At 52.1% G+C, this 13,647-nt stretch carries 16 protein-coding genes; 6 read left to right on the top strand and 10 right to left on the bottom strand.

Features of this window, described 5'->3' with window-relative positions; translation table 11 throughout:
* Positions 1 to 119: 119 nt before the first annotated feature.
* Positions 120 to 815 (bottom strand): molybdopterin-dependent oxidoreductase, encoded by a 696-nt coding sequence (locus SMC1_RS09705; RefSeq protein WP_126855210.1) that lies wholly within the window; start codon positions 813 to 815, stop codon positions 120 to 122.
* 326 nt (positions 816 to 1,141) lie between these two features.
* Here SMC1_RS09705 and SMC1_RS09700 point away from each other — a divergent pair, with 326 nt between their 5' ends.
* A complete protein-coding gene (locus SMC1_RS09700) occupies positions 1,142 to 1,993 on the top strand; it encodes a methionine adenosyltransferase domain-containing protein (protein WP_413814613.1) in 852 nt (283 codons plus the stop codon).
* 67 nt (positions 1,994 to 2,060) lie between these two features.
* Here SMC1_RS09700 and SMC1_RS09695 read toward each other — a convergent pair whose 3' ends face one another.
* Genes SMC1_RS09695 through SMC1_RS09685 form a run of 3 tightly spaced genes read right to left on the bottom strand, consistent with a single transcriptional unit; the run spans position 2,061 to position 4,578 of the window.
* Positions 2,061 to 2,906, bottom strand: a complete 846-nt coding sequence (locus tag SMC1_RS09695) for a deoxyribonuclease IV (protein WP_119086570.1) — start codon at positions 2,904 to 2,906, stop codon at positions 2,061 to 2,063.
* Complete coding sequence (locus SMC1_RS09690; protein WP_119086569.1) at positions 2,906 to 3,856, bottom strand: radical SAM protein; 951 nt, start codon at positions 3,854 to 3,856, stop codon at positions 2,906 to 2,908. The genes SMC1_RS09695 and SMC1_RS09690 overlap by 1 nt, the downstream gene beginning before the upstream one ends.
* A complete protein-coding gene (locus tag SMC1_RS09685) occupies positions 3,853 to 4,578 on the bottom strand; it encodes an endonuclease III domain-containing protein (protein WP_119086568.1) in 726 nt (241 codons plus the stop codon). The genes SMC1_RS09690 and SMC1_RS09685 overlap by 4 nt, the downstream gene beginning before the upstream one ends.
* 354 nt (positions 4,579 to 4,932) lie before the next feature.
* Between SMC1_RS09685 and SMC1_RS09680 the strand changes: the two genes are divergently transcribed.
* Positions 4,933 to 5,457 (top strand): IS30 family transposase, encoded by a 525-nt coding sequence (locus SMC1_RS09680; RefSeq protein WP_119086567.1) that lies wholly within the window; start codon positions 4,933 to 4,935, stop codon positions 5,455 to 5,457.
* A 430-nt stretch (positions 5,458 to 5,887) separates the two neighbouring features.
* On the opposite strand, the gene SMC1_RS09675 is transcribed toward SMC1_RS09680, so the two are convergent.
* The 6 genes from SMC1_RS09675 to rbsK form a co-directional block, all read right to left on the bottom strand.
* Positions 5,888 to 6,847, bottom strand: coding sequence for an ABC transporter permease (locus SMC1_RS09675; RefSeq protein ID WP_119086566.1), 960 nt, complete (start codon positions 6,845 to 6,847; stop codon positions 5,888 to 5,890).
* Positions 6,840 to 8,348, bottom strand: a complete 1,509-nt coding sequence (locus tag SMC1_RS09670; protein WP_119086565.1) for a sugar ABC transporter ATP-binding protein — start codon at positions 8,346 to 8,348, stop codon at positions 6,840 to 6,842. The genes SMC1_RS09675 and SMC1_RS09670 overlap by 8 nt, the downstream gene beginning before the upstream one ends.
* Positions 8,349 to 8,397: 49 nt before the next feature.
* Positions 8,398 to 9,366, bottom strand: coding sequence for a ribose ABC transporter substrate-binding protein RbsB (rbsB, locus tag SMC1_RS09665; RefSeq protein WP_207799410.1), 969 nt, complete (start codon positions 9,364 to 9,366; stop codon positions 8,398 to 8,400).
* Positions 9,367 to 9,440: 74 nt separating this feature from the next.
* Entirely contained in the window at positions 9,441 to 10,394 is a 954-nt protein-coding gene (locus tag SMC1_RS09660) for an ABC transporter permease (RefSeq protein WP_119086564.1), read from the bottom strand.
* On the bottom strand, positions 10,391 to 10,786 hold the full coding sequence (rbsD, locus tag SMC1_RS09655) for a D-ribose pyranase (protein ID WP_119086563.1): 396 nt from the start codon (positions 10,784 to 10,786) through the stop codon (positions 10,391 to 10,393). Before rbsD ends, SMC1_RS09660 begins: the two co-directional genes overlap by 4 nt.
* Entirely contained in the window at positions 10,758 to 11,807 is a 1,050-nt protein-coding gene (gene rbsK / locus SMC1_RS09650) for a ribokinase (RefSeq protein WP_119086562.1), read from the bottom strand. Before rbsK ends, rbsD begins: the two co-directional genes overlap by 29 nt.
* A 73-nt stretch (positions 11,808 to 11,880) precedes the next feature.
* Here rbsK and SMC1_RS09645 point away from each other — a divergent pair, with 73 nt between their 5' ends.
* The 4 genes from SMC1_RS09645 to SMC1_RS09630 all read left to right on the top strand — a co-directional run.
* Entirely contained in the window at positions 11,881 to 12,225 is a 345-nt protein-coding gene (locus SMC1_RS09645; protein WP_119086561.1) for a hypothetical protein, read from the top strand.
* Positions 12,173 to 12,670 carry a hypothetical protein gene (locus tag SMC1_RS09640; RefSeq protein ID WP_119086560.1) on the top strand — a complete coding sequence of 166 codons (498 nt, stop codon included), beginning with the start codon at positions 12,173 to 12,175 and terminating at the stop codon, positions 12,668 to 12,670. Before SMC1_RS09645 ends, SMC1_RS09640 begins: the two co-directional genes overlap by 53 nt.
* Before the next feature lie 3 nt (positions 12,671 to 12,673).
* Positions 12,674 to 13,093, top strand: coding sequence for a hypothetical protein (locus SMC1_RS09635; protein WP_119086559.1), 420 nt, complete (start codon positions 12,674 to 12,676; stop codon positions 13,091 to 13,093).
* 135 nt (positions 13,094 to 13,228) lie between these two features.
* On the top strand, positions 13,229 to 13,647 hold a 419-nt coding region (locus SMC1_RS09630), incomplete at its 3' end, for an ABC transporter transmembrane domain-containing protein (protein ID WP_133299417.1).

Below are 13,647 nucleotides of genomic sequence, written 5' to 3'. Positions count from 1 at the left end.
GCATGCAGGACTGTCAAGCGCTCTGACGCCATGATAGTTGAACGTCTCTTTTTTGCAACATCGCGCATCAGAGGCCAGAACGCTTGATGTGAAATAGGTTCTCGGGAGAGGACGGGAACTCAGGGACTCGGGTTGACCTCCGCGTCATTGCCATATCCCTGGCGTTCCCAGAATCCCTTGAAGTCAGGATCGGTCGACAGCTCGATGCGGACAACCCACTTGCACCACTTGTATCCGAGCTTGTCTTCGGCGGCCAGCTGGAACGGATATCCGTTGCGGGCGACCAGGTCTCCATTGTTGACGCGGTACGCCAGCAGCATGTTGCGCTCAAGCACTGTGGCGAGAGGCAGGGACGTGGTATAGTCGTCCTGGCCGTGGAAGATGACGGTGACCGCTGACGGCAGGGGCCCGGCCTGTGCTAGCAAGTCCTTCATGAGGACGCCCTCAAACAGGCCCGTCGCACTCCACCCCTCCACGCAGTGCAGCGTGATGAGCTTCTGGTAGTGCGTGTGTGAGAGGACCTCGGCATAGGTGAGATGCTGGGGACTCCGTACGGCTTCATCGATGACGAGCCGATACGATGCGAGATCCACCGACTGCGGTCCCCGGACCGAGTTGTCCGGCAGGGCTTTGAAGTCGTTCAGCGGTTTGCCCTCGTAGTTGCTGATTTCAGTGGTGCCCAAGTCCCGCGCTGGTACCAGGGGACCCTTGATGTCACCCCCCTGTAGTGTGGGCGACTGGGTAGTGCAGCCGCAGGTCATGCCGACGAGAAGTGCCAGCAGGATAATACAGGCGGTGCGTGACACTCTATGCACGGTGGCTCCTTTCTGCGTCAGGTACGCAGTAATTCAGCCGTGACGCGGTTCTGTCTGCAGTGTAGCGCTGCCCGCCACAATCACAACGTCGGGAACACACGGCGTCTGGTGCCATGTTCCATCACAGTTGCGGGGCTTGGCGCCAGCGGACAGATGGGTAAACTCATCTGCGACGCGGTCAGTTAACGGCCACTTGCTCCGCGATAAAAATGTGCTAAAGGGCCGAGGAACGAGGACATTGGTCTCCTTACGCTGTGACGTGGGGCAGTTTTCATTTCAGCCACCTCCCTCCGCAGCACGGGCAGCGACGCTCCGTGGGTGCAGTAATGGACACATCAACGGCCGTGGACCTCATGTGGGTCCTTCACCATGAGGTGGGAGGAACAAGCATGGAACGAAAGCATCCCTTTACATCTGAAGCAGTGACCGAGGGGCATCTGGATAAGGTCGCGGACGCTATCTCGGATGCCATCGTCGACGCCTATCTGGAACAGGACCCGCATGCCCATGTGGCAGTCGAGACCATGATGCAGGGGACGCTGGCGATCGTGTCGGGCGAAGTGGCTGCCCAGCCGGGTGTCAGCGTTCCTGTCGAGCAGATCGTGCGCGACATGATCGAGCACGTTATCCGGCCTGTCATCCCTGCCGTCATGCTGGACGAAGAGACGAAATACTACGTCAACCCGACCGGCCGATTCGTCATCGGGGGACCCGCCGCGGACACGGGCCTCACTGGTCGCAAGCTCATCGTCGACACCTATGGCGGCATGGGCCGTCATGGTGGAGGCGCCTTCTCGGGCAAGGACCCTACCAAGGTCGACCGCTCGGCCGCCATGGCTGCGCGATACTGTGCCAAGAACGTGGTCGCTTCAGGGCTTGCCACACGGTGTGAGGTTCAGGTCGCCTATGCCATCAGTGTCGCGCGTCCGCTGTCCGTCTATGTCGATACCTTCGGGACGTCCACGGTCGATGAAGAGATGATCGAAAAGGCGCTAGCGCAGGTCGTCGACCTAAGGCCGGAGGCCATCATCCGGCACTTCAACCTGCGGCGGCCCATCTACAGTGCCATCGCATGCTATGGTGCATTTGGCCGCGACGACCTCGACCCGCCCTGGGAACAGACCGACATTGCAGACAAGCTGCGCTCTCTGGTAGAACAGCTGCAGACGGTCGTCTAGTCTTCCGATTTCCTGCAGCACCGTCAATTGTGAACCCCATTGTGCCTGACACCAAGGGGTTCACAATTCATGGGGACGGGATGAGGGAGCGAAGGACGGCGAGGTTGCGAGCGTAGGCGCCATCGCCTCCGGGCGTCTCCAGAATGCCGGGCATCTTCGTGAATCGCGTGTCGGCAAGCAGGAGGCGAAACGGCTCCAGTCCGATCTCGCCCTGTCCGATTTCGGCGTGCCGGTCGATCTTCGAACCCAGCGCACCCTTGGAATCGTTGAGATGAAAAGCCCGGACATTGTCCAGTCCGAGGACGCGGTCCAGCTCGTGAATGGTCGCGGTGTACCCTGCTGGAGTGCGGATGTCATAGCCTGCGCCGTAGATGTGGCACGTGTCGATGCAGAAGCCAACGCGCGCGGGGAAGCGGCACAGACTGCGTATGGCGGCGAGTTCCTCGAACGTGCCGCCCAGGACGGAACCGGTGCCCGTGGTTGCCTCGAGAAGCACCATGGTACGGTGCGCATGGGTATTCCGGAAGATGTAGTCCAGGCTCTTGGCCGCCACCTGGATGCCTTTCTCGGCCCCTTGTCCACGGTGAGCCCCGGGGTGGACGACGAGGTAGGGAATGCCCAGGTGCTCCGTCCTGCCGAGGTCACTGATCATGCAGTCCCTGGACTTGACCAGAAGGTCGGGGTCGCGGGCGGCAAGATTGACGAGATAGGCGGCGTGTACCGTTCCGGGGACCAGGTGATTCAGCTTCATGCCGCGCTTGAACCCGGCGATTTCGTCCCGCAACAGGGGCGGCGCCTGCCACTGAAGTTGACTCTTGGTGAAGATCTGAAGCGTCTCGCATGTACAATCAACAGCGTTCTGAGGGGCGTTTGCTACTCCCCCCGCTATGGACACGTGTGCGCCGAGGATCATCAGGCTGAACCTCCATTCATCTCGCGGACGAGGAAGAACGTCTGACCGCCGTACTGCTCGACCCTGAAGCGCGGATCGGCACGCAGTGCGTCGAGGACCGGCAGCGGGTCGATCCCGGAGTTGACCAGTAGTTCGATTGCCTGGTCCTCACGCATGGGGTGTCTCTTGCAGACGCCGGCGAGTGTCTCCAGCGGATCCGCACCCGCGGCAATGGTGAACGCGCCGAAGTCGAAGCCCGACGCCTGTGCTCCTCCCAGTGCCTTCTTGGCAAGCATCAGTGCCTCGGGTGTCACCGGACGGGCGAAGTCTTCGGCGGGAGGACGGATGGGCGTGTCGACGAAGACACGATCCGGCTCGACGTCCTGCAGGACCCACCGTGTTTGTTCCAGCGTCTCCGGAGAGTCGTTGATGCCTTCGAGTAGCATCATCTCCACCCAGAGTTGACCCCTCCTCCGCATGTGGGCGAAGTCCAGCAGTCCCTGTTTCATGGCCTCGAACGCGATGCCCGGACATGGTCGGTTGATGCGGCGGAAGAGTTCCTCCGTAGGGGCGTTGAACGAGGTGAGGACAATATCCGCTTCGGCCAGCGCTTCGCGCACGGCAGGCTCGGACAGCAGCGCGCCGTTGGTGATGACGGCGATGGGAATGCTGGTGAGTCTTCGCGCTCCCTGGATCAAGTCCCCCAGGCGAAGATAGAGGGTCGGCTCACCGTTGCCCACGATCGAGATGTGATCAGGCGGCGGCGACACGTGCCTGAGCGCATCGTCCAGCTCGGCAAGGATGTCCCCGAGCTTGAAGTACTCCTCGCGCTCGTTCGTGAGGTGATCCGTTCGCCCGAGCATGCAGTAGATGCAGCTGAAGTTACATGTCTTGTCGGGGATGGGGCTGATGCCGAGACTCCGGCCCAGACGTCTGGACGGGATGGGGCCGTAGATGTAGCGGTAGTTCACGGGGTGGTTGTCCTTTCGGGCATGGTCCGCATGCGCACAGCGTGCCCTGTTGCGGGCGATGTGTCCACCGAGGGACAACACTGTTCGAGTGGGCAGGCGAGACACACGGGTCGCGCCCGGCAGTGCTCCTTGGCCAGATGGACCAGCAGGGCGTGGAACTGATTGAACAGGTGCGCGTCTTCGGGCAGTCGTGCGACAAAATACTGTTGTGTGCTCTCGTAAGTGGCGTTGTCGGGCAGGAGGCGCAATCTGGCTGCGATGCGCCGCGTGTAGTCGTCGACGACAAAGGCCGGCTTGCCGATTGCATAGAGCAGGATACTGTCTGCAGTCTCCCGGCCCACTCCTTGGAGAGCCAATACCTCGCAGCGCAGAGCGTCGGTGTCTTCGGGCATCAGACTGGACAGGTCCCCTGTGGCACGCTGGGCAATCCACGCGGCGAGGGTCCGGAGATACCGCGCCTTGACCCTGTAGGTGCCGGCGGGCCGGATAGCCTGTTCGAGGTCCGGCTCCGAGAGAGCAAGCAGACCGGCGGCTGTCATGGCACCCGCAGCTTTAAGCGAGGTGATCGCTTTCTCGACGTTCGACCACGCCGTGTTCTGGGTCAGCACCGCGCCAACGGCAACCTCGAACGGCGTGTCACCGGGCCACCAATGCTGTGGTCCCCAGGCGGCCGCCAGCCGCGCGTACACGTCGACGAGACTCGGATCTGCTTGTGTTCTCATGGGTTCACTGAGACAGCGTACCCCATGAAAGCTCCCGCGCAATAGGGCATGATACTTTTTTACTGAAATCTTTTTCTTTTTTGGGGCTTGCTGATTTTGTGAGGCACGGGGTTGATGAGGAGCGTCTTTTCATCTCCGTATAAAACCCCACGCCGAGCTACTAAAGAGGGTGGGTGGGTTAATTCTTCTCTTCTAAGCCACACTTCCAAAATCAAGGGTGGTCTATTTGCGTTTTTTCTGGCGGCTATACAATCTAAGTGCAACGAGCTGAACTGGAAAAGGAAGCCCACCGAGACAAAGTAATGCGATAGAATGGAAGTAATCACACAGCCATTGGCATAGGAGGGTTACAGGGTGAGCTACCACCATCTTACCATGAGTGAACGCGAGTGCATACTGCGGATGCATCACAATCAGAAAGACATCACACAGATCGCTCAAACACTTGGTCGAAGCAAGAGTACGATCAGCCGAGAACTCCACAGGAATACCGGAAGAACGGGCTACAGCGCCCATGAAGCACAGAATTCATACACAATTCCCAGACAGGCATGCAAGCCTCACCTGAAGGTCATGAGACCAGAACGTCAGAAGCATATCATCAGTGGACTGGAGCAGTACTGGTCTCCTGAGCAGATTATTGGTCATCATGGCATGAGCCTTTGCACCACAACTATCTACCGGGCCTTGAAGAACGGTTGGTTACCAACCGTTCTCCGAGAAAAACTCAGGCAGCAAGGAAAATCCCACAAAGCGGAAGGTGAAGAACGCAGAGGGACAATCCCGGATTGCATATCCAAGGGTAAGCGGTCAACCGAAGCAGCTGCCAGAAGTCGTGTAGGTGACTGGGAAGGCGATACGGTCGCTGGAAAATGTTGAACCGGGTGCTTTATGACGTTGGTCGATAGAAAAGCGCGGTTCCTGGTTGGAAAGAAGCTTGATGATCACCGCGCAGAAACCCTGAAGGAATCAACCTGCAACAGCTTAAAGGCGTTGCCCTGTCATACATTGACGGTAGACAATGGCAAAGAATTTGCGGCCCATAAAGCCATAACGGCTGAATCGAACGCACAGGTATACTTTGCTCATCGCATAGTCCATGGGAAAGGCCTACCAATGAAAACACGAATGGGTTGTTACGCCAGTTCTTTCCCAAGTACAGAAGCTTTTCAACGGTGATGCAGGAACATCTGGATCATGCGACCCGCCTGCTCAATAGCCGTCCACGGAAATGTCTCAACTGGAAAACGCCGTATCAGGCCTTGGCAGAAGAATTGTTGCACTTGGTTTGACAAACCGCCAGATAATTTTAATGCTTGCGAGAAGAGACAATATATAGAGTCACCGCAGCTATGAATACTAATCCCTTAATTACTAGTTGAGGATAAGATGGGACACCTATTAAGTTCAGTCCATTTGCCAGAGCACCCATGATCAGAGCTCCTACTAAAGTCTTGAGCATGTTTCCTTTTCCACCAAAAAGACTCGTCCCACCAAGAACGCAAGCAGCAATGGAATCCAAATTCAGTCCTTCACCTACATTTGGTTGGGCAGAGGCTAGTCTACCCGTAAGAACTAGCCCACCCAATGCAGCAGTAAGACCAGAGATAATGTAGGCACCAAGCTCCACCTTGCGTGCACTGATTCCTGAAAGCCTGGCCATTTCCTTGTTCCCACCGATAGCGTAGATATATAGTCCAAAAGAAGTACAAGTGAGAAGGAAGTAGGCTAGGACAACTCCTATAACAAGAAGTAGAACCGGCATAGGAATTCCACCAACCGACCCTGAGCCCCAGAAGATAAAAGAACTAGGCAAACCGGCTATAGGCCTTCCCTGAGTAAAGACCAGAGTTATTCCCTGGGCAATAGCCATCATTACTAAAGTAGCTACGAAAGGAGGAAAGTTGCCCAGGACAATGAGTAGACCACTTATTCCTCCCAGGGTTGCTCCAAGAAGAAGACCCAGTATAAGTGCCGGATAAGTTCCTAGTGTAAAGCCAAAGCCGTATCCAGTTGCAAATCCTGCAGCAATAGCACCACAGCAGATACCCACCATACCTACCGAAAGATCAATCCCCCCGGTAAGCATGACAAATGTCTGTCCAATAGCCAACAATGCCACGATAGAGGTCTGGAGGAAAACATTTATCAGATTTGTGAGACTCAAGAAGCGTGGAGTGAGAGTAGTGAAAATTACTACCAAGCCCAAAAGAATAAGATACGCAGAGGAATTGCGTAAGAACTCATTGAAAGTCTTTTCTTTAGCCATTATTTGCTCCTCCAGTGGCGCAGAGCATAATCTTGTCTTGAGTAGCATCCTGTCTGAGAAACTCACCGGAGATTAGTCCCTCATGCATAACGAGGATACGATCACTAACCCCAAGAACCTCGGGGAGCTCTGAAGAGATCATGAGAATTGCAACCCCTTCTTTTGCTAAACCATTCATAAGGGCATGGATCTCTGCTTTGGTAGCCACATCAATGCCTACCGTGGGTTCATCCAGAATAAGTACCTTTGGTTTCAAGGCAAGCCACTTAGCGAGCACTACCTTCTGCTGAGTGCCTCCAGAGAGGTTGCGTACTATTTGAAAGATACTTGGCGTCCTGATTTTTAGCTTGTTTACGAAAGACGAGGCAAGCTCTTGGAGTTTTTTGAAGATAATTATCCCCAAAAAAGATAGCTCCTTCATGTCTGTTATAGCAATATTAGAGCTTAAGGGTAATTTTAGAAAGAGTCCCTGGGCTTTGCGGTCTTCTGGGAGAAAACTAATGCCATAAGAGATAGCTTCCTGGGGAGAGCGAATCTGCACCTTTTTCCCCTCAATCCAGATCTCCCCCTCTTCTAATGGGTCAGCTCCGAAAATTGCCCTAGCAACAAATGTCCGTCCAGATCCTACAAGACCAGCAAGTCCCAATATCTCCCCTCGGTGCAGATCAAAGCTAACACCCTTTAAATCCTTGCCCCTTTTTAGATTTTTCACAGAAAGTACTTTCTCTTTCTGGGGTAGCGACTCTTTTGGAAACATTTCTTTTAACTCCCGGCCTACCATCATCATCACTAGTTGCTTAGGGTCAACTTGGGAAATGGGAGCACTACCCACAAGGACTCCGTCTCTCAAAACAATCACTCTGTCTACGATTCGAAAAATCTCCTCAAGGCGATGAGAAATGAAAACAATAGATATACCCTGCTCTTTTAGTGTGTGTATAAGCGAAAAAAGGTTCTTCACTTCCATTTCGGTGAGAGTGGAAGTAGGTTCGTCCATGACGACGATGTCTGCCTTGAAGGACAGAGCTCTGGCAACCTCCACCATCTGACGCTGGGCAACAGAGAGTTCGGAAAGTAGGATGTGTGGGTCTATATCTAGATTAAGCTTCTTAAAGTGTTCCTTCGCCAAGTAATAGAGGTTTTTCCAGTCGACAAGGAAATGAATAGGAAGTCTGGGTTCTCTTCCAAGAAAAACATTCTGCCCTACTGTGAGATTAGGCAGAACGGAAAGTTCCTGGTGGATAATGCTTATTCCCATAATTTGAGCTTGACGGGGGTTCTCAATATTCACAGGTTTTCCTTTGAGGGTGATTATCCCTGTGTCAGAATGAAGAATTCCAGTAAGAATATTCATAAGGGTACTTTTTCCAGCTCCATTTTCTCCTACCAATCCAAGAATTTCCCCACGATGTAAGATAAGATCTACTTCCTTGAGGGCTTGCACTCCCGGGAAACTCTTGGATATTCCATGCATCTCGAGACTTACTTGATTTTCAGCCATTGATTTCCTCTTTTAATGAGGGCTGGCTAGATGCCAGCCCTCATTTCTACTAAGGTGTATTCTCTTTTGTAACCAGATTTAGAGGAACAGGAATGAACTTATCTACTGTCTGTCCATTGAGGGCATTAACCGCTGTTTCTACTCCTAGCTTACCCATAACTGCTGGCTGCTGTTGAACAGTTGCGGCTAACTTTCCACCCTTTATTGCCGTAATAGCATCATCAACAGCATCATAACCAACAAAAGTGATACCAGTACGTTTAGCTGCTTCTGCTGCTTGGATAGCTCCTAAAACCATCTCGTCGTTCTGAGCAAAGACACCATCAATCATTGGCTGGGCAGTGAGAATGTTCTCAAAGACAGATAATCCCTTAGCACGGTCAAAGTCTGCAGTCTGGCGAGCAATTATCTGGATATCTGGAAACTCCTTTGCCATTGTTGTATCGAATCCAGTACCCCGATCACGAGCCGCAGAGGTACCAGCAATTCCCTGAAGCTCAACCACTTTACCCTTACCATTCAAGGCTTTTCCTAGGAACTCCGCAGCCATCTTCCCACCAGCAACATTATCAGAAGCAATGTGACTCACAACTACACCACCATTAGCCGCACGATCGATTGTAATCACAGGTATATTAGCATCATTGGCCTTTTTGATGGAAGGCACTACGGCATCTGCATCCGTAGGATTAACTAAGATAGCATCTACCTTGCGCGAGATAAGGTCTTCTATGTTAGAGGCTTCTTTGGCAGAGTCGTTCTGAGAGTCCATGGCAATTAGAGTTACTCCGGAAGTTTTTGCTTCTTCTTGAGCACCATCAAGCAAGGTAACGAAGAAAGGGTTAGTCAAAGTAGAAAGCACCAGTCCTAAAGTGGGTTTCTTGGCAGTTGGTGTGGTCTTGGCACAAGAAGTAACTAAAGAAACGACCAACACCAGGCTCAATGCAATTATCACGAACTTTTTCATCTTCTTCATCTCCTTTCTAACAATTGTTCCTTCTAAAACTTCATTCTTCATCTTTACCATCTCCTTCCTAACAAGTTGCATGGCTTTTTCATTTCCACTTTCTTCCCTATATCACCCCCTTTTTGTCATTTTACCGCCCGATACATAAGCAAAGCAAAAGCGATAACTAAGCCTTTCACCACTCCCTCCCAGAGAGCAGATACATTCAAGAGGTTTAACCCATTATTCAAAACTCCAATAAGGAGTGCTCCTATCAAAGTACCGAAAAGGTTGCCTTCTCCTCCAGCCAGGCTTGTCCCCCCGACTACTACAGCAGCAATAGCATCAAACTCATAGCCGGAGCCTAACGTAGGCGCAGCAGAATCCAACCTGCCTATGAGAATCATTCCCGCTAGAGCAGATAAAAAACCAGAGAGGGCGTATACAAAGAGAATCACCTTGTTCGCAGAGATTCCCGAGAGCCTTGCAGCTACTGGATTATCTCCAAGGGAGTAAATATATAATCCCAAGTTTGTGCGAGTCAGAATAAAATGCCCAGCCAGAAAGATGAAGGCAGCAACCACGATGGGTATGGGTATGGGACCTAAAGAACCTGCACCTATAAAATCGAAAGAAGAAGGCAGAGTAGTTATCGGCATTCCTCCTGTATAGGTAAGTGCCAACCCCCGAGAAATGGTCATCATTCCAAGGGTGGTGATAATCGGAAATAAGTGCAAATGGCTTACCAACAATCCAGAAACCGAACCCAGTACCGCCCCTAAAGCCAATCCTGTGATAATTACAAGTGAAATCGGCAAGCCTCTCTGTAAAAGGCTGGCAGTCACAACAGCTGTTAATGCCAAAACTGAGCCCACAGAGAGATCAATTCCAGCAGTGAGAATTACGAAAGTCATACCAACGGCAATAATACCATTGATAGAAGATTGTCTAAGCACATTCAAGATATTTGTCCAGGTAAGAAATCTGTCAGAAACTAGAGATAGCGCCAAGCACAATAAAAAGAAAGAGATGACAATGCCGTAGTTTCTTAAAAATATCTTCCAATTAACTCCCTTTTTTAAGGATGCGGTAGAAATCAAAATACTACTCCTCCTTTCAAAATCACATTGGCGTAAGGAGTGAACTCTCCAGTGCGCACTACTGCCTTAGCATTCTGTGTCATTTTCTTGAACTCTTCATGAGGTATCTCGCGGATGGGGACATCACCTAAAAGTGCCAAAAGCTTTTCTCTAACCTCAGGATTCTTCTCTCTCATCTCAGATGCAATCAAGGCCTCTTCCACTTGAAGCTCCTTTAAAATCACACGTACGGTATCCAAAAAAGTTGGTAAGTTTTTCTCGAGGGCAAGGTCGATTCTTTTAGTACTTGAAGGAATGGATAATCCAGCATCTGCAATTACAATTAAATCACCATGCCCCATACTGGCTATAACACTTGAAATATCATAGTTTAAAATTCCTATTTTTTTCATGTATACTCTCCTCTTTTAACTTCAAAAAACTTTCTACTTCCTCCTCTCTGGGAAGTGAGGATTGAGCACCTTTATGTGTACAGGCAAGGGCTCCACTAGCAGAAGCAAATAAAAGTCTTCTTCTAGTGTCCCAACCAGAAGCTAACCCTACAGCAAGAGCTCCAACGAAAGCATCTCCTGCCGCTGTGGAATCAATAGCATCAACCTGGAAAGCGGGTAGAAAAAAACTTTCCTTTCCAGAATCGTAATAGCACCCCTTCTCCCCTAATGAGATAATCACTTCTTTTACTCCTTTTGAAAGAAACTCTCTAGATGCCTCTTCTATCTTTAGATTACTTTCTAACCCATAAGATAGAATAGCAGCTTCTATCTCGTTAGGAGCAAAAATATCTATCATTTTCCAAATCTCTGGTGGAAGGGCTCTAGCAGGAGCAGGATTTAGAATAACCATTATCCCTTTATTCTTAGCCATTTTCACTCCCTCTAAAACAGTTTCAATTGGAGATTCCAACTGAAAAACAGCTACTTCTGCCCAGGAAAAATAGTCCCTAAACCTTTGAAGATCTTCGGGCTTTAGACTCATGTTCGCTCCTGAAGATACCACAATACAGTTCTGCCCTTTTGTATCAACTATAATAAGAGCCACTCCAGTAGAAACTCCTGTTACAGACGCTACTCCAGAAACATCAACTTTGTCTGAGGCCATATTCTTCCATAAGGCCTTTCCAAAAGAATCTTTTCCTACTTTCCCCACCATGCGAACTTCACCGCCTAAGCGCCTGGCGGCTACTGCTTGATTTGCCCCTTTCCCTCCTGGAAAAGTGAGAAATTCTTCACCGATAAGAGTCTCGCCAGCAAGCGGGATATGAGGCGCCCTAATCACTAAATCCATGTTAATACTTCCTACAACCAATATACGGTGGTTCACTATCTTATACTCTCCTAAATCAAGCGATTCTTTTTCGTTCAATAAAAGGCTATCACTTTTTAATAATTTTGCCAAGCATGCGTATTGCCCCATCTATTTTCTACTGCAAATCGCATCGTTGCCTCATGAGTAAACCTGCTCCAACACAGGTGACTGAGGAGGAACCATGGAAGAGGGTGAGCAGATGAGAGGTGAGGAGATGGGGTTAACGGTGAAGCAACGACAAGCCGTCATGAACGAGCTGCGAGGACAATATCTCCATGCACCCCCGAACGAGAAGTCGAGGATCTTGGATGGGTTCGTGGACCTGACGCATCTTAACCGTTCCTCCGCACGCAGCACCCTGCGAGCGAGGGCAACGCAGGGAACAGGTCTCGTGCATCGTCCCTGGGCATCCGTCTATACGGCAGCGGTCATCCCTGTGCTGACGGAGTTCTGGCGCCTCTCGGACAGGCTCTGTGGCAAGCGTCTGGCGCATCATCCCCTTCCTCGAGACCCGGGGACAGCTTGACCTTGCTCCTGCTGTCCGTGGTCTCCTCCTCCACATGAGTCCGGCCACCTGTGACCGGTTGCAACATCCGCACCCTCGTCCCGGCATGCTCCTCCTGCGGCAGGTCCCTGTCCAGACTGCTGCGGAGTGGGACCCTCCCCGGCCATGGTTCGTCGCCGTGGACTTGGTAACCCATGAAGGCAGTGTTGCCGGGGGAGAGGATGCCTTCTTGCTGGACGTCACCGACGTGGCAACAGGGTGGACCGAGACCAGGGCCGTGCGGAACAAGAGTCAGGAGTATATCTTTGCTGCACTGAGAGACATTCGCAGCGACCTCCCGTTCCCGCTCCTGGGCATCCATTCGGAGTACGGGAGCGAGTTCTTGAACAACCACCTGATCCGCTACCCTCAGCAGGAGCACATCACCAAGGCACGGTCACGTCCATACAGGAAGAATGACAACTGACCAGTGGAGCAGAAGAACTGGAGCATCGTCCGCAGGACGGTCTGGTATCTCCGGTATGACACCGAGGAGGAAGTCCTGCTCATGAACACGATCTATGAATCGCTCCGGCTGTTCACCAACTTCTTCCTGCCGGTGATGCAGCTCACCCGCAAGACACGACAGGGAGCCAAGGTCACCCGCTCATATGGCGCACCCTGCTCCCCGTATGAGCGTGTCCTGGCCTCCCCCTGCATCACGGAGGAAGCAAAGGAGGCGCTCAGGCGTCAGGAGCAGCATCTTGATCCTGTCGCCCTTCATGATACGATCCTTGAGGATCAACGGCACCTGCGGGACCTTGTTCTCACCAGGAACTACGACCAACCCCACATCATTCCGAGGAAAGGCATGGACTGGCAACTTCACCCGGTTTCGAGGAGCTTCTGATGTGAGGCAACGTTTCCTCGTTCGAGCAGGTTTATCCGTGAGGCAATAGGGAGGGCCAATGTGTCGTACCCGTTCGGGGCTCGAAAGGGTTCCAGCGGTTGACAACGCGGCCGGCTTCCAGTATCCTTTGAAGGTATGAGTAATACGGAAACCAAACAAAAAAGCATATTGCGTCACCTGGGGCCCATCATTCGTAAATATTGGGTGCGCTATCTGTGTGGCATTCTCATCCTGGCTGCTGTCGATATTTCGCAGACTATCATTCCAGGTATCACCGCCAGAGTCATCGACGACCTGTCCTCGTTTACCGCAACGGCACATACATTGCTCGTTGCTCTCCTGCAGATCTCAGCGCTTGTTGCAGGAATAACCGTCGGCCGCTACTTCTGGCGATTTCTTATCTGGGGAAGCGCCCGGTACCTGGAGCAGGAGGTTCGTGACAACCTGTTCGCCAAATATCTTGAGTTGTCCGCCGATTTTCACGACGTTCACAAGACGGGTGACCTCATGGCACTTGTGACCAACGATCTGGAGGCGGTGCGGCAATCCCTGGG

The organism is Candidatus Cryosericum septentrionale, assembly GCF_003570995.1.
GTDB lineage: Bacteria > Caldisericota > Caldisericia > Cryosericales > Cryosericaceae > Cryosericum > Cryosericum septentrionale.
The sequence above is the reverse complement of the archived record's forward strand: the minus strand, read 5'-3'. Positions and strand labels throughout refer to the sequence as shown.